This window comes from Streptomyces sp. NPDC002754, from assembly GCF_053592315.1.
Genome location: NZ_JBSFVM010000009.1, coordinates 1 through 20,950 on the forward strand (window position 1 = coordinate 1; position 20,950 = coordinate 20,950).

Here is a 20,950-nt window from a genome sequence, read left to right on the forward strand (position 1 = left end):
GTCGAAGCCGTACCCGGTCCCGGATCCCGTCGAGTTGTTCGACGGCAATCCCGCGACCGGTGCGTTGCGCGACGGACACGATCTCCTTGCTGATCTTGTGGTTCATGTGCGTGGCATGCCGGTGCTCCTTCCGGCTGCGCCGCGCGAGGCGGCGGGTGGCCGACCGGGTCTGCTTCTTCTGGAGTTCGGCGCGTTTGCGGGCTTGCCACCGCCGGTAGCGGGTCAGGCGGCGGCCCTGGTAGTTGGCGCCGTCGCTGGTGGTCGCCAGGTTCACGATGCCGCGGTCCACCCCGATCCAGTCCACCGGCTCGTGCACGTCCGGGTCCGGGATGTCGCAGGTGGCGATCAGGTACCACGTGCCGTGCCGCTGGACCGGATCGCTCTCGCCCTTGCGGAACGACGTCAAGGTCTTCAACTGGTCGGCAGAACCGGTGTACCTGACGTTCTTCATGCGGCCGTCAACCGTCCAGATCGACACCGTGCGGGCGTCGTACTGCCAGGACAGGCACCGGTCGTCGAACGGCTTCGCCGACAGCCCGAACGTCGCCTTCACGTCCGCGTAGAGGAGCTTCTGGAGCCCGTTGCGGTCCTTCACCTGCTGCTCGAAGGCGACCTGCGCAACCCAGGTGGCGGCCCGGTTGCAGGCGTGCAGGGTCGCCTCGAGCGCCGGCGCCTGCTCGGCCGTCGGCAGCAGCTTCACCTGCACCACCAGCTTCATGGCATCGGACGATAGTCCGAAGGGCGAACGCCCGACCAGGACTTCCCCGGTGTTCACCCGTCCTGGTGGACCACCTCGGAACTGATTGCGTTTCTCGACTCCGTCGAGCAGCCATGCGACGACTCCGCCACCACGACGGGATACGGCGACGCTCCGCGTCGCCCCGTCCAGAGGAGATTCCTCCCCGGCGTGAACGCAGGGGCATCCTCGCCGGAACCAGGTGAACAACTGTCCCCACCGTCAAGGGAACCGGGCGTGCGCGACGGCGTGTGCCAAGAGGCGTACTCCTTCGGCGATGCGGGTCGGTGACAGATGCGCGTAGCCGATCACCAGGGACACGCCGTCGCCGGAGGCGCCTCCGTAGTGGCCGAGTGAGCGGACGGACACCCCGGCGGACGCGCATCGGTCCAGGAGTGCCTGGTGCGGGCCGAAGCGGCCGGGGAGCGTGGCGATGGCGTGCAGGCCCGCCGCGATGCCGGAGACCTCGGTGCCGGGCAGGTGCTCGTGCAGCGCCGTCACCAGGGTGTCGCGGCGTTCCTTGTACGCGCGCTGGCAGCGGCGCAACTGGCGGTCGTAATCGCCGCGTTCGACGAAACGGGCGAGCACCGCCTGGTCGACGGCCGGGTTGCCGAGGTCCATGTAGCGCTTGCGCGCGACGACGTCGTCGGTCAGCGCGTCCGGCACGATCAGCCAGCCGAGCCGCAGCCCCGGCGCCAGCGACTTGCTCACGGACCCGGTGTACGCGACGTGTTCGGGGTCGAGCCCCTGGAGCGCGCCCACCGGGGCGCGGTCGTAGCGGAAGTCCCCGTCGTAGTCGTCCTCCACGATCAGGCCGCCCACCCGCCGTGCCCAGGAGAGGAGTTGCGCCCTGCGGTGTGCCGAGTACGCGATGCCCGAAGGGAAGTGGTGCGACGGGGTGGTGACCGCCGTGCGGACCCCGGACTCCAGCAGCGGCCCCATGGCGAGCCCCTCGTCGTCCATCGGGAGGCGCACCGCCCGTGACCCCACCGTCGCGAACAGGTCCTCGTACTGCGGGCTGCCGGGGCTCTCCACACCGACCTCGTGCTGCCCCCGAGCGCGGAGCACGATGCCGAGCAGCGTCACCGCCTGCGTCACCCCGGAGCACACGATGATCCGCTCCGGGTCCGCCACCACGCCGCGCCTCCGGGTGAGCAGCTCGGCGAGGGCCGTGCGCAGGCGGGGCAGGCCGCGCGGGTCCGGGTAGCCGAGGCTGTGGTGCGGAAGGTCGGCCAGCACCGCCCGCTGCGCCGCCGACCACGCCGCACGCGGGAACAGCGACAGGTCGGGGGAGCCCGCCACGAAGTCGGCCCGCACGCCGGTCGTCGGGCGCGGCGCCAGGTCGCTCGCCCCCGGCGCGGCCGCCCGCGCCGCCTCGCCCACCCACGTCCCGGAGCCCCGCCCGGCACGCAGGTACCCCTCGGCGGTCAACTGCTCGTACGCCTCCGTGACCAGGCCCCGCGACACCCCGAGGTCCCGCGCCAGATCCCGGCTCGACGGCAACCGCGTGTCGGACACGAGCCGCCCCGAACGCACCGCGTCCCGCAGCGCGGACTGCAAGGCACGACCACGCGCGCGTGCCGGTGCGGACGACGCGGGCAGCAGCAACTCCCAGGCGGGGGACGAGGATTCGCGGCTTCCTGGAACAGGCGGCTGGGTCATGACGACGACCTTAAGGCCGACGGTGGGGCCCGCGCCGTGCTGATTGGTCCCCGATGAGGATCCTCAAGTGGACCTCGTGACGGACCACCCGCCGTCCTTAACGTCGCCTCCATGAAAGCCACTTCACTTCGAGGCTCCCTGCTCGCCACGATCGCCTGCGTCCTTGTGGGCGGCTCCTTCACCGCCAACAGCGTCCTGGGCCACTACCCGTACGCCGGCGGCCAGTTCATCCGCTACGCCATCGCGTTCCTGCTGCTCCTGCCGCTGCTCGGCCGCGGCGGCCTGCGCCCGCTGCGGCGGCTCGCGCCGCGCCAGTGGGGCCGGCTCGCCCTGCTCGCCGCCGTCGGCATGGTGGGCTTCAACCTCGCGGTCCTCGCCGCGGAACGCTCCGCCGAACCCGCGGTACCCGGCGTCTTCGTAGGATGTGCGCCCGTGGTCGTCGCCGTACTGGTGCCGATGATGCGCGGGACACGGCCACAACGGGCCGTGCTCTACGGGGCGTTGCTCGTCGCCGCCGGGGCCTTCACGGTCCAGGGGTGGGGACGTGCGGACGCGGCCGGGATCGCCTTCTCCGTATGCGCCCTGGCGGGCGAGGTCGGTTTCGCCGTGCTCGCCGTGCCGGTGCTGCGCCCGCTCGGCCCCCGGCTGCTGTCCTGCGTGGTGTGCGGAATCGCCGCACTGGAGGCGGCCGTTGTCGGGCTCGTCGTGGACGGCGGCTCCTGGTTGCGGATGCCCGACGGCGCCGAGGCCGCGGCCCTGGTGTGGCAGGCCGTGGTCGTCACGGTCGTCGGCTTCGTGTGCTGGTACATGGGCATGCAGCGGATCGGCGCCGACCGGGCCACGCTGTTCTCCGGGCTCATCCCCGTCGCCGCGGCCTGCACGGCGCCGCTGGTCGGCTCGGGGACGTACGGCATCGCCCAGGGCGCGGGCAGCGCGCTCGTCGCCGCCGGGGTCGCCCTGGGCTCGGGGGTGTTCGCGCGGCGCTCAGCGACTGCCGTCGAGGATCACCCGGGCGACGAGCGCCGGGTCGTCGTTCATCGGAACGTGCCCGCAGCCGGGAAGCTTGACCAGGCGGGCCTGCGGGATGACGTGCTTGGCGCGGACGCCCTGGCGACGCACGAGGAGGCGGTCCTTGGAACCCCAGCCGATCGTGACCGGCAGCTCCTGAATGTCGTCCCGGAACAGCACCGAACGGCCGGCCTCCAGCGTCTCGCGGAACCCGGTGGCCTCCCGCAGGGCCAGCGTCTCCGCGACGACCGCATCGGCTGAACGGCGGCCGGGCCGCGCGTAGATGGTGCTCGTGAGCGCCGCGCGGCCCGCCGCGGAGCGGGAGAGCCGCTCGATCACCGGCACGGGCATGGCCCGGGCGCCCGCCCGCATCGCGAGCAGCGTCCCGAAGGCGTACCGCCGCTCCGCCCCGGTCCAGAACCCGGCGGGGGAGAGCGCCGTGACGGACCGTACGAGCTTCTCCCGGCCGAGGTCGAGGGCGAGCAGCCCGCCCAGCGAGTTCCCCGCCACATGCGGCCGCTCGACCCCGAGATGGCGGCAGAACGCGTCGAGGACGGGCACCACACCGGCCAGGTCGTACGCGAGTCCGTCCGGCAGCGCGGGCGACTTCCCGAACCCCGGCAGATCCACCGCGATCACGTCCCGCTCCGCCGCGAGGATCGGCAGCACGGGCTGCCAGGCCTCCCAGTGGTGACCTATTCCGTGCAGCAGGAGCAGCGGCTCACCGGTGCCCGTGCGCTCGTACGCGAGGCGCACGGTGCGGGGTCCGCCGGCGCTCTCGATGCTGAAGGACGCCTCTGTCGCCATGTCGCTCGCTCCCTGTCCCCGCCATGCCGCGACGGTCTCCTTAGACTCCTTGTCAGCAACAATTACCGCTCAGTAGCCCTCAGTTCAAGGGGCGCAGCCGAAGAGAGCCGGCCGAGGAGAGCCGGCCGAGGAGAGCCGGCCGAGGAGAGTCGGCCGAGGAGCAGTGGCCGAAGTCGCAGGGCGCCCGCTGGACAGCGCTCGATGCGTCCTATGGGATGGACGGGTGGCCACCGATACAGAGATCGATGACTTCGAAGAGCACCGCCCCGTCCTCATGGGCGTGGCCTACCGCATGCTGGGCCGGGTCGCCGACGCGGAGGACGTGGTGCAGGACGCCTGGCTGCGCTGGTCCCGCGCGGACCGGGCCGACGTCCGCGAACCGCGCGCCTACTTGGTACGTGTCACCACCCGGCTCGCCATCGACCGGCTGCGCCAGTCCCAGGCGCGCCGCGAGTCCTACGTAGGTCCGTGGCTGCCCGAACCGCTCGTCACCGACTTCGGGCCCAGGGTGCCCGACACCGCGGAGCAGGCCGTGCTCGCCGACTCCGTGTCGCTCGCGGTACTCGTCGTCCTGGAGTCCCTCTCGCCGCTGGAGCGCGCGGTGTTCGTGCTGCGGGAGGCGTTCGGCCTGACCTACGCGGAGATCGCCGGCACGCTGGAGCGCGGCGAGGCCGCCGTGCGACAACTTGCCGCACGCGCGCGTAAGCACGTGGACGAGCGCCGGCCCCGCTTCGACGTCGACCCGGTCCAGCAGCGCGACCTCACCGAGCGCTTCCTGGCCGCCGCGTCCGAGGGCGACCTCGACGGGCTGATGGCCATGCTCGCCCCGGACGCGCGGCTCGTGGGCGACAGCGGCGGCAAGGCGAGGGCGCCGCTGCGGGTCATCGAGACCGCCGACAAGGTGGGCCGGTTCGTGCAGGGCGCCGTGCGGCAGGGGGGCTCCGAGGGCTTCGAGCTCCGCATCGTGGAGTTCAACGGCGTCCTCGGCGTGCTCGTCACCGGGGGCGGGAAGCCGGACTCCGTCCTCCAACTCGGCCTGCGCGAAGGCCGGATCCAGCAGATCTACATCGTGCGCAACCCGGACAAGCTCGGCTCGCTCGAGTAGCCGCGCCCGGCCCCTTGCACCTCAGGCCCGCTCCCGTCGCACATACGGGAGCGGGCCTTCCGGCGTTCCGCCACGTGAGAACCGGCCGACGATTGGTATTGACCAAGTTCCGAGAACGGTCCTACTCTCGCAGGGATAAGGCAGGAACCTTTAATAAACAAGGGCGATAAAAAGCTGCCAGGGCACGGCTGTTGCGGAGGACAGGGTGGGGACCACGCAGTTGGAAGCGGCTCCGGAGCCGAAGTACTGGCACCTGAAGACCGTGCTCACCGATGCGCTCGACTCCGAGTTCGCGGTGGGCGAGATCCTGCCGAACGAGCGGGACCTCGCGGCCCGCTTCGGCGTCGCCCGCGCCACGCTCCGCCAGGCCCTGGAGCAGCTGGAGCTGGAAGGCAGGCTGCAGCGCCGCCGCGGCGTCGGCACCACGGTCGCGCCGCCGCGCATGGGCGTCGCCGTCGCGTCGAACGACCGGGACTGGCCCGGTGGCAGCGCGGACGCGTGGCAGGCCGTCGACGCGACGGTCGAGGTGCCGCCGAGCGCCGTCGCCGCGGCCCTGGAGACCGCGCCGGGCACCGAGGTGCACGTCCTGCGCCGCACCCGGGTCTCGCACGGCCAGCCGGTCGCGGCCGAGCTGCTGTACGTCCCCGTGGGCTCGGCCCCCGACCTGACGGCCATCGACGCCGTGTCCGGTGCGGCACGCGCGCGTGCGGTCGTGCGGGAGCTGCAGCGTCTCGGCCTCGACGGGGAGGACCGCGCGGTCGAGCTGGGCTCGGCGCGCGCCGACGACGCGAAGGAACTCGACCGGCTGCCCGGCGCCCCGGTCCTCGTCGTCACGACCCGCTACTTCAGCCGCGGCACGACCGCCGCCGTCTCGATGGCCACCTACCGCGCGGACACCTGCCGCCTCACCTTCGGCGACACGCCAGCCGTCCACATCCACCACGCACCCCAAACACGCGCGTCCTGACGCCTGTCGCCGCGAAAAACCGCGCACCGGGTGACGGGTGACATCTAAGGGTCGGTCGACCGTGCCCACCAGGGGCGCGAGGAACCGTGCGCCGGGTGACGGCGACCGTCCGATCAGGGGCGCGGGGAACTGCGCACCGCTCCACGGGGTGACGTCTAAGGGTCGGTCGACCGTGCCCACCAGGGGCGCGAGGAACCGCGCACCGTGCGCCGGGTGACCGTAAACAGGCCGTCGGAGGCACCCCACCCACCCGCTCACCGGCGGGCCGTCACCGTGCTCTCCGTAGCGAAAAGCTCCTCCTCCACATGGTCAAGCGCCAGCCGCAACGCCCCCGTGGCCACCGCCGCCTCACCCAGTACCGACAACGCCACCCGCGGCGGCCGCAGACAGTACCGCTCCAGCTCCCGCCGCAACGGTTCGAGCACCCCATCGAGTCCCGCGGCCCAACCGCCCACCACGACCAGCTCCGGATCCAGCGCAAGCACCAGCGCCGCGACATCGTGCACGAGTCGCTGAAGGAACCGCTCGACCGCGGCGGACGCCCGGTCGTCGCCCTCGCGCGCCAGCGTGAACACGTGCGCCACGGCCAGCTCGTCCAGCGGATGCAGCGGCTCACCCGTGGTGGACAGCAGCGTCTCGGGCCGCACCTCGCGGCCCAGCAGGTGCAGCGCGCCGATCTCCCCGGCGGCGCCCCCGTAGCCGCGGTGCAGGCGGCCGCCAATCAGGGCGCCGGCCCCGGGGCTGAGACCCGCGAGGACGAACACCATGTCGTCCGTCTCCGCCCCCGCGCCCTTCCAGTGCTCGGCCACGGCCGCCGCGTTCGCGTCGTTCTCCACGAGGACCGGGCACTTGAAGGAGCGCCGCAGCCGCTCGCCCAGCGGAAGCCCGGTCCAGCCCGGCAGCGCGGTGCTGAGCCGCACCGTCCCGTCCGCCTGCACGATCCCCGGGCTGCCGACGCCGACCGCCCACAGCGAGCCACGGGCCACGCCCGCGCGGCGCAGGAGATCGGCGACGGTGCCGCGCAGCTTCTCGAGCCGCTCGTCCGCCGACGCGGCCTCGTCGACCTCCTTGGACGCCGAACCGAGCACCCTGCCGTCGAGCGCGGAGAGCACCGCGGCCACCCGGTGCGGGCCGATCTCCAGGCCGAGCAGATGCCCGGCCTCGGCCCGGAAGCGGAACTTGCGCGCGGGCCGGCCCTGCCGCCGCGCACCCGGCTCCTCAACCGTGGTCTCCACGACGAGCCCGGCCACGATCAGCCCCTCGACGACACCCTCCACGGTGGGCCGCGACAGACCGGTGACGCGGGTGACCTCGGTGAGCGTCGCGAAATCGGTGGAGCGCAGTGCGTGCAGCACCACCGCGGAATTGATCCGCCTGAGCAGAGAGGGATCCCCGCCGGTCAGCCGCTCCACCGTCGTCCTCCCCGCAGTCGCGCGTGTCCGCCGGATCGTACCCGCAGCCTCGGACGGCGGCGAGAGTCGGGTGCACCTCTGTGACGTACGGTGCTCAGCCGCCCGCCCCCGACGAAACGGTGCTGGTCGGACCTCACCCCGGCGCCACGAACCCCGACTCGTACGCCGCGATCACCGCCTGCGTCCGGTCCCGCGCGCCCAGCTTCGTCAGCACCGCGCTGACGTGCGACTTGACCGTCTCGGTGCCGACGACCAGATCCGCGGCGATCTCCGCGTTCGACAGGCCGCGCGCCATGAGCCGCAGCACCTGTCCCTCGCGTTCGGTCAGCGCCGCGCGCTCCAGGGCCGCACGGGCCGCCGAACTCCCGTACTCCGCAGCCAACTTGCGGACCGCCGCGGGGAACAGGAGCGATTCGCCCGCCGCGACGAGGCGTACCGCGTGCACGATCTCCTCGGGGCGTGCCCGCTTCAGCAGGAAGCCGTCGGCGCCCGCGCGCAGCGCCCCGTACACGTACTCGTCGTTCTCGAACGTGGTGATCACGAGGATCTTCGGCGGCCGCTCCGCGCCGCGCAGCACCGCGCGCGTGGCCTCGATCCCGTCGAGCAGCGGCATCCGGACGTCCATGGCGACCACGTCGGGTCGCAGCTCACGGACGAGTGGGACGACCGCCGCGCCGTCCGCGGCCTCACCCACCACCGTGATGTCCGGCTGCGCTTCGAGCACCGCGCGCAGCCCCGCGCGGACCAGGGGTTCGTCATCGACAAGCAGGACAGTGAGCGGCACGCCGCCAGACTAGAACACGCGTGATCACGCGACGGGCAGTTCGACGTGAACCTGCCACTCGTCGCCGAGCGGGCCCGTCCGGGCGCGCCCGCCGAGCAGCGCCGCCCGCTCCCGTACACCGCGCAGCCCGCTGCCCGTGCCGCCGTGCCCGGACGCGCGTCCGGTCGGCAGCGGATTGCGCACCTCCAGGACGAGGCGCTCGTCCGCGACCTGGAGGGTGACGGTGACCGGCACGGTTCCGCAGTGCCGCAGCACGTTCGTGAGCGCCTCCTGGAGGATGCGGTAGCCCTCACGGGACACCGGCCCCGGCACCGTCTCCAGCGGTCCCGCCACCGTCACCTCGACCTTCGTGCCGGAGGCCCGCGCCGAGTCGAGCAGCCGGTCCGCCTCCTGGAGCGTGGGACGGCTGCCCACCGGCTGCTCCGCCTCGCGCAGCACCAGGAGGACCCGCTCCAGCTCCTCAAGGGCGGCCCGCCCCGTCTCCTCGATGGCGCCCAACGCCCGGTCGGTGAACGCCGGATCGCCCGCCGCCCGCGCCGCGCCCGCCTGCACGACGGCGACCGTCAGCGCGTGGCCGATGGAGTCGTGCAGCTCGCGGGCGATGCGATTGCGCTCCAGGAGTTGCTCGGTCCGCTCCTCCAGGGCCGCCATCCGCTCCGCTCCGGACGGGCCGAGCAGCACCTGGGCGGTGCGGGTCGTCAGCCACCCCGCGCCCGCCGCCACGTACACCAGGAAGAGCAGGGCGAAGGGGATCGCCACCACGCACAACCAGGGCGCCCGCGGCAAGGGCAGTGCCGACAGTTCGTCGACCCGCTCACCCATGGCAACGCCCGTCAACTCCATGACCAGCGCGGCCATTTGGCCCGAAAGCAGGGCGACCGAGAGCCCCAGGAACAGCCGGAACACCAGCCAGGCCGACGTCCTGCCGCGGTCCCGCCACGACGCCGAGGGCGCGACCGAGATCTCGCGCTCCGCGCCGGTGTCGGCCACGCGCGCGTGCTTCCCGGGAAACAGCATCATCCGCGCCTGCAGCCCCTCCGAACGCCGCATCACCGGAATCGTGCCGAGCGCCAGGAGCGGCGGCACGGGTATCACGTAGATGAGCACCCAGGCGCCCACGGAGGGAGAGGACAGCCCCGGGTAGACCATCGCGAACACGAAGGCGATCACCGACGCGCAGAGCAGATGCAGCCAGCGGGTGTACGTCACCGCGCGCGCGAGCGGTCTCAGGAAGCGGGGCATGCCGCCATCGTGCCAGCCGCCCCGCGCCCGACGGTTCCCCCGCGCGGGGGAGGCGAACTCCACGGGCGGGGGAGGCCCGAGGCCCCTGACGGCGGCCAAGCTGACGCCATGACCAGTATCGACGTCCAGGACCTCACCAAGGAGTACGGGACGACGCGCGCCGTCGACGGGCTGACCTTCCAGGTCGGGCCCGGCCGCGTCACCGGCTTCCTCGGCCCGAACGGCGCCGGCAAGTCGACGACGATGCGCCTCGCTCTCGGCCTCGACCGCCCCACCTCCGGGACCGCGCTCATCGGAGGCCGCCCGTACGCCACGTACGACGAACCGCTGCGCGTCGTGGGCGCCCTGCTCGACGCGCAGGCGGCGCACGGCTCCCGCACCGCACGCGATCACCTGCGGGCGCTCGCCGTCAGCAACCGGATCCCGACACATCGGGTCGAGGAGGTGCTGGAGCGGGCCGGGATCGCCGCCGTGACGAAGAAGCGCGTCAAGACGTTCTCGCTCGGTATGCGGCAGCGGCTCGGCATCGCGGCGGCGCTCCTCGGCGACCCCGAAGTGGTGCTGCTCGACGAGCCGTCGAACGGCCTCGACCCCGAAGGCATCATCTGGATCAGGGAGTTGATGCGCGACCTCGCGCGCGAGGGACGCACGGTGCTGGTCTCCAGTCACCTCATGAACGAGACCGCGACCTTCGCCGACCACCTCGTCGTCCTCGGCCGCGGTCGGCTCCTCGCCGACACCCCGATGCCGGACTTCATCGCCGCGCACAGCGCCCGTCGCGTACGGGTGCGCTCCACGGACCCCGCCCGCCTGAGAGCGGCGCTCGTGCGCGCGGGGCACACGGTCACGCTCGCCGACGACGGCCGCTGCGACGTGGAGGACGTCACCGCCGCCGACGTGGGCGCGTTGGCCGCCGCCGAGGGTGTGCCCGTCCTCGAACTCGCCGACGAACAGGCCTCGTTGGAGCAGGCCTACCTCGCCCCCACCGCGAACGAGACCGAGTTCGCCGCCGCACCCCTCCAGGAGGCCTGACGCATGTCCGCCATGTCACCCACCGCCGTACTGCACTCCGAGTGGATCAAAGTCAGATCGCTGCGCGGCAGCTTCGGCTCGCTGCTCGCCGTCTTCATCGCCACCCTCGCCGTCACGATCCTCGCGTTCGCGACGATCGGCCAGGCCGAGGCCGACGACGGCGGGGACCTGCTCTTCGAGGCCTTCTACGCCCTCAACTTCGGCCAGATCGCGGTGCTCGCCTTCGGCGCCACCGCCGTCTCCTCCGAATACCTCAACAACGCGCTGCGCGTCTCGCTCGCCGCCGTGCCCAACCGGAACCGCTTCTACGCCGCGAAGATGGCGGTCGTCGGCGCGAGCGCGCTCGTCGTCGCGATGGTCACGAGCTTCGCCTCCTTCCTCGTGGGTCAGGCGTTCATGGGCCCGTACGCGCTCGGCCTCGGCGATCCGGGGGCGCTGCGGGCCTGCGTCGGCGGCGGGGTGTATCTCGCGCTCATGGCCCTGCTCGCGGCGGGACTCACGGCCGTGCTGCGCAGTGCGGTGGCCGTGCTGAGCATCCTGGTGCCGTTCCTGCTGATCGTGTCCTTCGTCGTCGGGGACATCGCGGGCTCGGCCGCCGACTACCTGCCCGACCGTGCCGGTCAGCAGATCCTCCACCAGCACACCGAGGGATCCCTCGGCCCGTGGACCGGGCTCGCCGTCACCGCGCTGTGGGCGGCGGCCGCGGTACTCGCCGGCTGGTGGGCCGTACGGCGCAGGGACGCGTAGGGACACGTAGGGACACGTAGGGACACATAGAGCGATGGGCCCGTCGCGCGCTTCGTCGAACTCCCGTGCCAAGATGGGATCTTGAGCAGAGCCGGGTAACGCACGAGGGAGATCGCATGAGTGACGCCGACGGGTCCAGGCCGGAGGGACGGATCTCCAGCCACATCGCGCACAACGCGCGCGTGTGGAACTACTGGCTGGGCGGCAAGGACCACTACGAGGTCGACGAGGAAGTCGGCAACATGGTGACGTCCATGTACCCGAGCATCGGCGAGGTGGCCCGCGCCGACCGCGCGTTCCTCGGCCGCGTCGTCACCTTCCTCGCCGGGGAAGCGGGCGTCCGCCAGTTCCTCGACGTCGGCACGGGCCTGCCGACCGTCGACAACACGCACGAGGTCGCCCAGCGGATCGCGCCGGACGCACGCGTCGTCTACGTCGACAACGACCCGATCGTCCTCACCCACGCCCGCGCGCTGCTCACCAGCTCCGCCGAGGGCCGGACGAACTACGTGGACGCGGACGCCCGCGACCCGCGCGCGATCATCGAGGCGGCCTCCGAGACCCTAGACTTCGACCGCCCGGTCGCGGTGATGCTCCTGGGCATCCTCAACTTCGTCCTCGACACGGAGAAGGCCGCCTCCATCGTGCGCGAGCTCGTCGACGCCGTGCCCTCCGGCAGCTACGTGGTGCTCACCCACCCCACCCTGGAACTCGGTGGCGAGGGCAACGAGGAAGCCATGAAGTTCTGGAACGAGAACGCGAAGCCGCCGATCACCGCCCGCACGGGCGCCGAGGTGGCGGCTTTCCTCGACGGCCTGGACCTCGTGGAGCCCGGCCTCGTCTCGTGCGCGCGCTGGCGCGACGAGCAGGGCACGCAGGTCGCCCAGTTCGGCGCGGTGGCCCGCAAGCCGTGATCTGAACCGGCTACGGCTACGAGGCGGCTTCGCGCAGGCGCGCGTACTCCTCGGCCATCGTCGCCGCCGTCCAATGGGCGTTGAGGCCGCTGGGGTTGGGCAGTGCCCACACCCTGGCGCCGCCGATCATCCGCTCCTGCGGGCCGATCCGCGCCTTGCGTTCGCCGAAGGCCGAGCGGTACGCGGTCACGCCCACCACGGCGAGCCACGCGGGCCGCAGGAGCGCCACCTTCTCCTCCAGCAGCCGGCCGCCCTCCCGGTACTCCGCCGCGCTCAGCTCGTCCGCCCGCGCCGTGGCCCGCGCGACGACGTTCGTGATCCCGAGCCCGTACGAGAGAAGCTCCCGCTGCTCGGACGGCTTCAGCTGCCGGGGCGTGAAACCGGACAGGTGGAGGACCGGCCAGAAGCGGTTGCCGGGGCGGGCGAAGTGGTGGCCGGTCGCGGCCGTCATGAGGCTGGGATTGATCCCGCAGAACAGAACCCGAAGGCCGCTCGCGACGACGTCCGGTACGAGACGGTCGCGAGCGGCCTCCAGGTCGGCCTGTGTCAAGCGGGTCAGAGGATCGCTCCCGGCGTGTACCCGGCGGCCTCCGGGTGCTGCTTCGCGATCTCCTCGACGCGGGCCACGATCTGCGCGACCTGGCCGGCTGCGGCGCCCGTGAACGACAGCTTGTCCGCCATCAGCCCGTCGAGCTGCGCGCGGTCCAGCGGGATCCGGGAGTCGGCGGCCAGCTTGTCGAGCAGCTCGTTGCGCTCGGCGCCCTGCTCGCGCATCGCGAGGGCGGAGGCCACCGCGTTCTCCTTGATGGCCTCGTGGGCCTCCTCGCGGCCGACGCCCGCGCGCACCGAGGCCATGAGCACCTTCGTGGTGGCGAGGAACGGCAGGTAGCGGTCCAGCTCACGGGCGACGACGGCCGGGAAGGCGCCGAACTCGTCGAGCACCGTCAGGAACGTCTCAAGGAGACCGTCGAGCGCGAAGAACGCGTCCGGCAGCGCCACGCGACGCACCACCGAGCACGAGACATCGCCCTCGTTCCACTGGTCGCCGGCCAGCTCGCCGGTCATCGACGCGTAGCCGCGCAGGATGACCATGAGGCCGTTGACGCGCTCGCAGGAGCGGGTGTTCATCTTGTGCGGCATCGCGGAGGAGCCGACCTGGCCCGGCTTGAAGCCCTCGGTGACCAGCTCGTGCCCGGCCATCAGCCGGATCGTCTTCGCCGTGGACGAAGGCGCGGCGGCCAGCTGCACCAGCGCGGTCACGACCTCGTAGTCGAGCGAGCGCGGGTAGACCTGGCCGACGGAGGTGAAGGCCTGCGAGAAGCCCAGGTGCTGGGCGATCCGCTGCTCCAGGTCGGCCAGCTTGTCGGCGTCGCCGCCGAGCAGGTCGAGCATGTCCTGCGCCGTGCCGACCGGTCCCTTGATGCCGCGCAGCGGGTAGCGGTTCAGCAGCTCCTCGACCCGGCCGTACGCGACGAGCAGCTCGTCGGTGGCGGTCGCGAAGCGCTTGCCGAGGGTGGTGGCCTGCGCCGCGACGTTGTGCGAGCGGCCGGCCATGACCAGCTCGCCGTACTCGCCGGAGAGCTTGCCGAGGCGGGCGAGGACGGCGACGGCACGGTCGCGGACCAGCTCCAGCGACAGCCGGACCTGGAGCTGCTCGACGTTCTCCGTCAGGTCGCGGGACGTCATGCCCTTGTGGACCTGCTCGTGCCCGGCGAGCGCGTTGAACTCCTCGATCCGGGCCTTCACGTCGTGCCGCGTGACCTTCTCGCGCTCGGCGATGGAGGCCAGGTCGACCTGGTCGAGCACGCGCTCGTAGTCGGCGATCGCGGCGTCCGGGACGTCGATCCCGAGGTCCTTCTGAGCCTTCAGCACGGCGAGCCAGAGCTGTCGCTCCAGCTTCACCTTCTCCTCGGGGGACCAGAGAGTGGCGAGCTCGACGGAGGCATAGCGGCCGGCGAGAACATTCGGGATACGGGGCTTGGCAGGCGCAGTCACGTGTACGGAGTTTACCGGGCGTCCCTACAGGCTCCGAACCGTCGTCCGAATGTAGGAACGTACAGGTCACCCCCCGGTGGCCAGCACCGTCGCACGGAACGACGACACGACAGGGCGCAGGTCGACCTGGTGCCAGACGGCCCACAGGCGAACGGACCGGGCAAGCCAGTGGAGTTCGCGCACGGTGACGCCCTCGGTGCGGCGTTCGGGCAGCATGCTCCGCTGGACGAACGCCGCACCGAGCCCCGACGCCACCAGGCCCACCGCCGTGAGTGGTTCGGGGGCCTCGAAGCGGATGTCCGGGGTGAACCCGGCGGCGGCGCAGGCCGCGACGAAGTCGTCACGCCAGACGTGGTCCTGCGCATCCTCCACGGCGATCCACGGCAGGCCGTCGAGGTCCTCGGGCCGCACCTCGTCCGCGCCCGCCAGCGGGTGGGTGCTGGGGACGGCCAGGAGCAGCGGGTCCTCCAGGAGGAGCGTGCCGCGCAGGTCCGGATCGTCCTCGGGCGGGGCCTCCCGGACCAGGGCGAGGTCGAGGCTGCGCTGGCGCAGACCCTCGAACTGCTCGTGCGCGGTCATGTCGTAGAGAGCGACGTGGATACCGGGGCGCTCCTCGTTGAGCGAGCGCAGCGCCTTGGGCAGCAGGCCGGTGTGCATGGCGTCGCCGACGTAGCCGACGCACAGGCCGCCCTCCTCGCCGCGGCCCAGGCGGCGGCCGAGGTTCTCCAGGCGGGCGGCGTGCCGCAGCAGCGCCGTCGCTTCGGTGAGGAAGACGCGGCCGTCGGAGGTGAGCCGGATGCGCTGCTGGCTGCGCTCGAACAGGGTCAGGCCCAGGTTCTTCTCCAGCTGCGCGATCTGCCGGCTCAGCGGCGACTGCGAGATGTGCAGCCGCTCGGCGGCCCGGCCGACGTGCTCCTCCTCGGCCACGGCCACGAAATAGCGAAGTTGTCGCAGGTCAAGCATGTTGGACCTCGGGGGACTCAAGTATGTCCAAGCAAGTCTTGGACAGTCTTACCCGTCGATCCTAGCCTCGGAGGAGCAAGAGCCGCGGAGCAGGAGAAACCAGCGGAAAACTCCTCAAGCCGCGCTGCGCACCATGCGTACGGCACCAGGCATACAGCACCAAGGCAAGGAACGATCTCCATGGGCCTCAAGTCCCTCCTCCCCGGCCGGCTCGGTTTCGGCACCGCACCCCTCGGCAACATGTTCCGCGCGATCCCCGACGGCGAGGCACGTGCCACCGTCGAGGCGGCCTGGGACCACGGAATCCGCTACTTCGACACCGCCCCCTTCTACGGCGCGGGACTGGCCGAGGAGCGCCTGGGCGAGGTCCTGTCCAGCAAGCCGCGCGACTCCTACGTCCTGTCTACCAAGGTCGGCCGCGTCATCCTCGACGAGCACGAGAGCGACGTCCCCGACTTCGGGGAGAAGGGCGGCCTGTTCGAGCACGGCAACCCGAACAAGATCCTCCACGAGTGGACCGCCGACGCCACCGAGCGCTCCATCGAGGGCAGCCTCAAGCGCCTCGGCACCGACCGTCTCGACATCGTCTGGGTCCACGACATCGCCCAGGACTTCCACGGCGACCAGTGGATCCAGAAGTTCGAGGAGGCCCGCACCGGAGCCTTCCGTGTCCTGTCCCGGCTGCGGGACGAGGGCGTCATCAAGGCCTGGGGCCTCGGCGTCAACAAGACCGAGCCCATCGAGCTGACCCTCGCCCTCGACGAGCCGCGGCCCGACGGCTTCCTGCTCGCCGGCCGCTACACGCTCCTCGACCACGACCACGCCCTCACGCGTCTGCTGCCCATGGCTCAGGAACAGGGCGTCGACCTGGTCGCGGGCGGCCCCTACAGCTCCGGCATCCTCGCGGGCGGCACCCACTTCGAGTACCAGGAGGCGCCGCAGGAGATCATCGACCGCGTCGCCCGACTGAAGGTGCTCACCGAGAAGCACGGCATCGGCATCAAGTCCGCCGCCCTGCAGTTCTCCCTGGCCCACCCGGCCTCCGCCGCAGTGATCCCCGGCGCCACCCGCCCGAGCCGCATCGCCGAGGACACCGCCGCCCTCGCCGAGGAGATCCCGGCCGCGTTCTGGACCGACCTGCGCGCCGAGGGCCTCGTCAGCCCGGCCGCGCCGCTCCCCAACAACGCCTGAACTCACACCAGTTGCACGTCCCAGTTGTACGTAAAGGAGGGGCCCACCATGGCTTCCACCACCGCATCCCTCGACATCCCGCGGAGCCCCGACCGCGTCTGGCAGCTCATCGGCGGCTTCGGCTCGCTGCCGGACTGGCTCCCGTACATCCCGAAGAGCGAGCTCGGTGAGGGCGGCCGCGTGCGCCATCTGACGAACGCGGACGGCGGCGTCATCGTCGAGCGCCTCGTCGAGTTCAACGAGGCCGAGCGCCACTACGGCTACGCCATCGAACAGGCCCCGTTCCCGGTCACCGGCTACCTCTCGACCATCACGGTGCACGCCGTCCCCGGCAGCCCCGACGCCTCCCGCGTCGAGTGGTCGGGCTCGTTCACCCCGGTCGGCGTGAGCGACACCGAGGCCGAGGAGCTCTTCCACGGCATCTACGCCGACGGGCTCGCGGCACTCCTGAAGACCGTTCAGGCCTGACCGACCCGCCGACCCCGGATGCGTGCCGGAGGCGGAATGCCTCCGGCGCCCGGCGATCCGTATCCTTGCCTCGACCCGACCCGGAGGTAAGGACATATGGCGCGGCGGCCGACCGTCACCAGCGTGCAGATCGCCCGCGAGGCCGGAGTGGCGCAGTCGACCGTCTCCCGCGTCCTGAACGGCGGGAGCGTCGCGCCCGAGACGCGCCGCCGTGTGCTCGACGTGGTCGCCAAGTACGACTTCCAGCCCAGCCAGGCCGCGCGCAGCCTCGTGGGCTCCCGCTCCGACCTGATCGGAGTGGTCATCCGCGATCTGACGAACCCGTTCTACCCGGTCATGGTCAAGGCGATGGAGCGCGTCCTGCACGAGCAGGGCATGCGCCTCACGCTGGTCACGGACGTGATGACCGCGGAGGAGGGGCTCGCGCAGTTGCGCCGCGAGGGCGTCGACGGGGTCGTGTTCACCTCGGCGTTGCAGGACGAGCCGTTGGCGCACCGGATGGCGGGCCACGGCATCCCCGTCGTGCTGGTCCACCGCACCCTGGAGGACTTTCCCGCCGACCAGGTCGAGGCCGACAACCCGACCGCGGGCGAGCTCGCCGCCGAGCATCTGCTGGGCCTCGGGCACCGCCGGATCGCGATGGTGTGCGGCCTGGCCCGGTCGAGCACGGCCCAGCAGCGCGGCCGCGGCTTCCGCGACCGGGTGCGGGCCGCCGGCGCGGCCACCCTCACCGAGATCGACGGCGATTACGACTACGCCACCGCCTACGCGGCGGTGCGCGCGTTGCTCGCCGCGCCCGAGCGGCCGACGGCGCTCTACTGCCACAACGACGTCATGGCATACGCCGCGCTGAACGCCGCCGCGGCCGAAGGCGTGCACGTACCGGGCGAGTTGAGCATCGTGGGCTGCGACGACGTGCCGCTCTCCGCGTGGGAGCGGATCGACCTGACGACCGTGCGCCAGCCGCTGGAGCGGATCGCGCAGGTCGGCGTCGAGCTGCTGCTCGGCCGGCTCGAGGACCCCGAGCTGCCGCACCGGCACGAGGTGCTGCCCGTGGAGTTCGTCGGCCGCTCCACCACAGGACCCGCGTAAATCTCCTCGCAAACCCCTCTTGACCGTTCCGGCCTCCGTCTTCCATTCTATGGATACGTATCCAATGGATACGTATCCATCACAGTGAGGAGCTGGGTGTGTCCCGCACCATCAAGGCCGCCACCACCCCGTCCACCGCGCCGTCCGGTGACGACACCGTCGGGCAGGCTGTCCGCGAGCTGATCGCCGACGTACGCAGCCGTGGCGACGAAGCCGTCCGCGCCCTGTCGGCGCGCTTCGACCGCTGGGAGCCGGAGTCCTTCCGGCTGGAGGGCGAGCGCCTTGCCGAGATCATCGGCACCCTCGACCCGCAGGTCATCGAGGACATCAAGACGGTCCAGGCCAACGTCCGCCGGTTCGCAGAGGCGCAGCGCGACTCGATGTCCGAGATCGAGATCGAGACCGCGCCGGGCGTCTTCCTCGGCCACCGGCACGTGCCGGTCCAGTCCGTCGGCGCCTACATCCCCGGCGGCCGCTACCCGCTGACCGCCTCCGCGCACATGACGATCGTGACCGCCAAGGCCGCGGGTGTGCCGCGCGTGGTGGCCTGCACCCCGCCGATCCGCGGCGAGATCCCCGCCGCGACCATCGCCGCCATGCACTTCGCGGGCGCGGACGAGATCTACGTTCTCGGTGGCGTCCAGGCGGTCGCCGCGATGGCCGTCGGCACGGAGACCATCAAGCCGGTCGACATGCTCGCGGGTCCCGGCAACGCCTACGTCGCCGAGGCCAAACGCCAGCTGTTCGGCGAGGTCGGCATCGACCTGTTCGCCGGGCCGACCGAGATCCTGGTCGTCGCGGACGAGGCGGCCGACCCGTTCGTCGCCGCCGTCGACCTGCTCTCGCAGGCCGAGCACGGACCGGACTCGCCCGCCGCCCTGATCACCACCAGCCGGCGGGTCGCCGACGAGGTCCAGCGGCACATCGAAGAGATCCTGCCCGGCATGCAGACCGGCGACATCGCGGGCCCGGCCTGGCGCGACCACGGCCAGATCATCCTGGTCGACGACCTCGACGAGGCCTACCGCGGCGCCGACGACTTCGCCTACGAGCACGTGCAGATCCTCACCGGGAACCCCCGCGAGGCCCTGGACAAGATGCACGCCTACGGCGCCCTGTTCCTCGGCGAGGGCACCTGCGTCTCCTACGGCGACAAGGTGATCGGCACCAACCACGTGCTGCCCACCCGCGGCGCCGCCCGCTACACCGGCGGCCTGTGGGTCGGCATGTACCTGCGCACCGTCACGTACCAGGAGGTGCGCGAGGAGAAGTCCTCCGCCGAACTCGGGGAGCTGTGCGGCCGCGCGGCCCGCGTCGAGCTGTTCGAGGGGCACGCCCGCTCCGGTGACGTCCGCGCCGCCAAGTACGCCGGCGCCACGCTGCCGTGGACCGACCACTACGAGTCCGCCCGCTCCTGACCGCACCGGCCCGCCCCGCTCACCCTGATCAACGGAGATCCCATGGCCACCGCCGCCACCCCGACACCGGAGCAACTCCGGCGCCGGTCACTGCAGTCCGGCACCATCGGCGCGATCGTCGAGTGGTACGAGTACACGATCTACGGCACCGCCGCGGCGCTGGTGTTCGGGCACCTGTTCTTCCCGAACCTGTCGCCCGGCATCGGCCAGATCGTCTCGCTCGCCTCGTTCGGCGTGGGGTTCCTGGCCCGGCCGATCGGCGCGTTCGTCGCCGGACACCTCGGGGACCGGATCGGCCGCAAGTCCACGCTGATCCTCACGTTCTCGATCATGACGGTGGCCACGGCGGCGATCGGGCTCGTGCCGACCTACGACCAGATCGGCGTCGCGGCACCGCTGTTGCTGTGCGTGCTGCGGCTCGCGCAGGGGTTCGCCGTCGGTGGCGAGTGGGGCGGGGCGGCCATCGTCGCCGTCGAGAACGCGCCGAAGAAGCGGCGCGGCTACTTCGGTGCGTGGCCGCAGATCGGGGTCTCGGCGGGGTTGCTGCTTGGCACGGCCGCGGTGTCGCTGGCCTCGTGGCTCTCCGGTGACGCCTTCGACGAGTGGGGCTGGCGGCTGCCGTTCCTGCTCAGCGTGATCCTCGCCGCGGTCGGCTTCTTCATCCGCCTGCGGGCCACCGAGAGCCCGGCGTTCCTCGAAGAGAAGCGCAAGATGGACGCCGAACTGGAGCGCCGCAAGGCGCCCGCGGCGGTCGTCTTCCGCGACCACCGCAAGGCCCTGCTGATCACGATCTTCGGCCGCTTCGCCGAGGCCGGAAACTACTACCTGTTCACGACGTTCATCCTGTCCTACGTCACCAGCACCCTCGGCGCGCCGAAGAGCTACGGCCTCACGGCCTCGATGATCGGCGCCGCGGTGAACATCGTGATGATCCCGGTGTTCGGAGCCGTCTCCGACCGCATCGGACGCGTCCGGACCTTCCTCATCGGCGGCGCCCTGATCGTGGTCACGACCTGGCCGGTCTTCGCGCTGGTGCACACCGGGCAGCTGTGGGCGATCGTCGCGGGCGTGGTGCTGTTCCTCGCCCTCGGCCACGCCATGGTGTACGCGCCGCTGCCCGCCCTGTACTGCGAGATGTTCCCCACGGCGGTCCGCTACTCGGGCATCTCCATCGGCTACCAGATGGCGTCGATCCTCCTGGCGAGCTTCACCCCGGCGCTGGCCGGCGCGATGGTGCTGTGGGCCGACGGCGGTCTGTGGATGGTCATCGCGTTCGCCATCGTGACGACGGTGATCGCGATGGTCGCCATCGCGTTCGCGCCGGACCTGCGGGACCGGGAGCTGTCGGAGGTCGGCGCGACGACGGAGGAGCGGGACGTGCAGGCCGTGCCCGCGCACTGACCGGCC

General features: G+C 71.9%; 19 protein-coding genes and 1 pseudogene. 11 read left to right on the forward strand and 9 right to left on the reverse strand.

Translation table 11 applies throughout. The features are described 5' to 3' along the window. Nucleotides 1-718 (reverse strand): transposase (locus ACWD2L_RS19910; RefSeq protein ID WP_451190366.1); only part of this gene is annotated, 718 nt, incomplete at its 3' end. 240 nt (nt 719-958) lie between these two features. Next, nucleotides 959-2,398 (reverse strand): MocR-like pyridoxine biosynthesis transcription factor PdxR, encoded by a 1,440-nt coding sequence (pdxR, locus tag ACWD2L_RS19915; protein WP_351331166.1) that lies wholly within the window; start codon nt 2,396-2,398, stop codon nt 959-961. A 111-nt stretch (nt 2,399-2,509) separates the two neighbouring features. On the opposite strand from pdxR, the pseudogene ACWD2L_RS19920 reads away from it, so the two are divergent. Then, nucleotides 2,510-3,346, forward strand: a pseudogene (locus tag ACWD2L_RS19920) (EamA family transporter); the annotation flags it as partial. Nucleotides 3,347-3,382: 36 nt separating this feature from the next. Here the strand turns inward: ACWD2L_RS19920 and ACWD2L_RS19925 are convergent. Continuing rightward, complete coding sequence (locus ACWD2L_RS19925; protein WP_351331165.1) at nt 3,383-4,213, reverse strand: alpha/beta fold hydrolase; 831 nt, start codon at nt 4,211-4,213, stop codon at nt 3,383-3,385. A 223-nt stretch (nt 4,214-4,436) separates the two neighbouring features. Between ACWD2L_RS19925 and sigJ the strand changes: the two genes are divergently transcribed. Both sigJ and ACWD2L_RS19935 read left to right on the forward strand, forming a co-directional pair. Further along, nucleotides 4,437-5,318 carry an RNA polymerase sigma factor SigJ gene (gene sigJ / locus ACWD2L_RS19930; protein WP_351331164.1) on the forward strand — a complete coding sequence of 294 codons (882 nt, stop codon included), beginning with the start codon at nt 4,437-4,439 and terminating at the stop codon, nt 5,316-5,318. Nucleotides 5,319-5,523: 205 nt separating this feature from the next. Then, a complete protein-coding gene (locus tag ACWD2L_RS19935) occupies nt 5,524-6,285 on the forward strand; it encodes a GntR family transcriptional regulator (protein WP_351331163.1) in 762 nt (253 codons plus the stop codon). Between the two features lie 254 nt (nt 6,286-6,539). Here the strand turns inward: ACWD2L_RS19935 and ACWD2L_RS19940 are convergent, their stop codons facing one another. The 3 genes from ACWD2L_RS19940 to ACWD2L_RS19950 form a co-directional block, all read right to left on the reverse strand. Next, nucleotides 6,540-7,697, reverse strand: a complete 1,158-nt coding sequence (locus ACWD2L_RS19940) for an ROK family protein (protein ID WP_351331162.1) — start codon at nt 7,695-7,697, stop codon at nt 6,540-6,542. A 133-nt stretch (nt 7,698-7,830) separates the two neighbouring features. Next, nucleotides 7,831-8,481 carry a response regulator transcription factor gene (locus ACWD2L_RS19945; RefSeq protein WP_351331161.1) on the reverse strand — a complete coding sequence of 217 codons (651 nt, stop codon included), beginning with the start codon at nt 8,479-8,481 and terminating at the stop codon, nt 7,831-7,833. A gap of 24 nt (nt 8,482-8,505) precedes the next feature. Beyond that, entirely contained in the window at nt 8,506-9,723 is a 1,218-nt protein-coding gene (locus ACWD2L_RS19950; RefSeq protein WP_351331160.1) for a sensor histidine kinase, read from the reverse strand. A gap of 108 nt (nt 9,724-9,831) precedes the next feature. On the opposite strand from ACWD2L_RS19950, the gene ACWD2L_RS19955 reads away from it, so the two are divergent. The 3 genes from ACWD2L_RS19955 to ACWD2L_RS19965 all read left to right on the forward strand — a co-directional run bounded on the left by ACWD2L_RS19955 (nt 9,832) and on the right by ACWD2L_RS19965 (nt 12,416). Next, the gene (locus ACWD2L_RS19955; protein WP_351331159.1) at nt 9,832-10,755 is read left to right on the forward strand and encodes an ABC transporter ATP-binding protein; all 924 of its coding nucleotides are present in this window, start codon (nt 9,832-9,834) and stop codon (nt 10,753-10,755) included. 12 nt (nt 10,756-10,767) lie between these two features. Then, a complete protein-coding gene (locus ACWD2L_RS19960; protein ID WP_351331179.1) occupies nt 10,768-11,502 on the forward strand; it encodes an ABC transporter permease in 735 nt (244 codons plus the stop codon). A gap of 116 nt (nt 11,503-11,618) precedes the next feature. Then, on the forward strand, nt 11,619-12,416 hold the full coding sequence (locus ACWD2L_RS19965; protein ID WP_351331158.1) for an SAM-dependent methyltransferase: 798 nt from the start codon (nt 11,619-11,621) through the stop codon (nt 12,414-12,416). A gap of 16 nt (nt 12,417-12,432) precedes the next feature. On the opposite strand, the gene mug is transcribed toward ACWD2L_RS19965, so the two are convergent. From mug to ACWD2L_RS19980, 3 genes are all read right to left on the reverse strand, one after another. Next, nucleotides 12,433-12,966 (reverse strand): G/U mismatch-specific DNA glycosylase, encoded by a 534-nt coding sequence (gene mug, locus ACWD2L_RS19970; RefSeq protein WP_351331157.1) that lies wholly within the window; start codon nt 12,964-12,966, stop codon nt 12,433-12,435. 5 nt (nt 12,967-12,971) lie between these two features. Next, complete coding sequence (gene purB / locus ACWD2L_RS19975; protein ID WP_351331156.1) at nt 12,972-14,411, reverse strand: adenylosuccinate lyase; 1,440 nt, start codon at nt 14,409-14,411, stop codon at nt 12,972-12,974. 66 nt (nt 14,412-14,477) lie between these two features. Next, the gene (locus tag ACWD2L_RS19980; protein ID WP_351331155.1) at nt 14,478-15,374 is read right to left on the reverse strand and encodes a LysR substrate-binding domain-containing protein; all 897 of its coding nucleotides are present in this window, start codon (nt 15,372-15,374) and stop codon (nt 14,478-14,480) included. A 180-nt stretch (nt 15,375-15,554) separates the two neighbouring features. On the opposite strand from ACWD2L_RS19980, the gene ACWD2L_RS19985 reads away from it, so the two are divergent. The 5 genes from ACWD2L_RS19985 (at nt 15,555) to ACWD2L_RS20005 (ending at nt 20,944) form a co-directional block, all read left to right on the forward strand. Then, a complete protein-coding gene (locus ACWD2L_RS19985; RefSeq protein WP_351331154.1) occupies nt 15,555-16,565 on the forward strand; it encodes an aldo/keto reductase in 1,011 nt (336 codons plus the stop codon). A gap of 48 nt (nt 16,566-16,613) precedes the next feature. Continuing rightward, nucleotides 16,614-17,033, forward strand: a complete 420-nt coding sequence (locus ACWD2L_RS19990) for an SRPBCC family protein (RefSeq protein ID WP_351331153.1) — start codon at nt 16,614-16,616, stop codon at nt 17,031-17,033. Between the two features lie 96 nt (nt 17,034-17,129). Next, nucleotides 17,130-18,125 (forward strand): LacI family DNA-binding transcriptional regulator, encoded by a 996-nt coding sequence (locus tag ACWD2L_RS19995; protein ID WP_351331152.1) that lies wholly within the window; start codon nt 17,130-17,132, stop codon nt 18,123-18,125. Nucleotides 18,126-18,223: 98 nt separating this feature from the next. Continuing rightward, nucleotides 18,224-19,543 (forward strand): histidinol dehydrogenase, encoded by a 1,320-nt coding sequence (gene hisD / locus ACWD2L_RS20000; RefSeq protein ID WP_351331151.1) that lies wholly within the window; start codon nt 18,224-18,226, stop codon nt 19,541-19,543. A 42-nt stretch (nt 19,544-19,585) separates the two neighbouring features. Further along, nucleotides 19,586-20,944, forward strand: a complete 1,359-nt coding sequence (locus ACWD2L_RS20005) for an MFS transporter (protein WP_351331150.1) — start codon at nt 19,586-19,588, stop codon at nt 20,942-20,944. Nucleotides 20,945-20,950 lie beyond the last annotated feature (6 nt).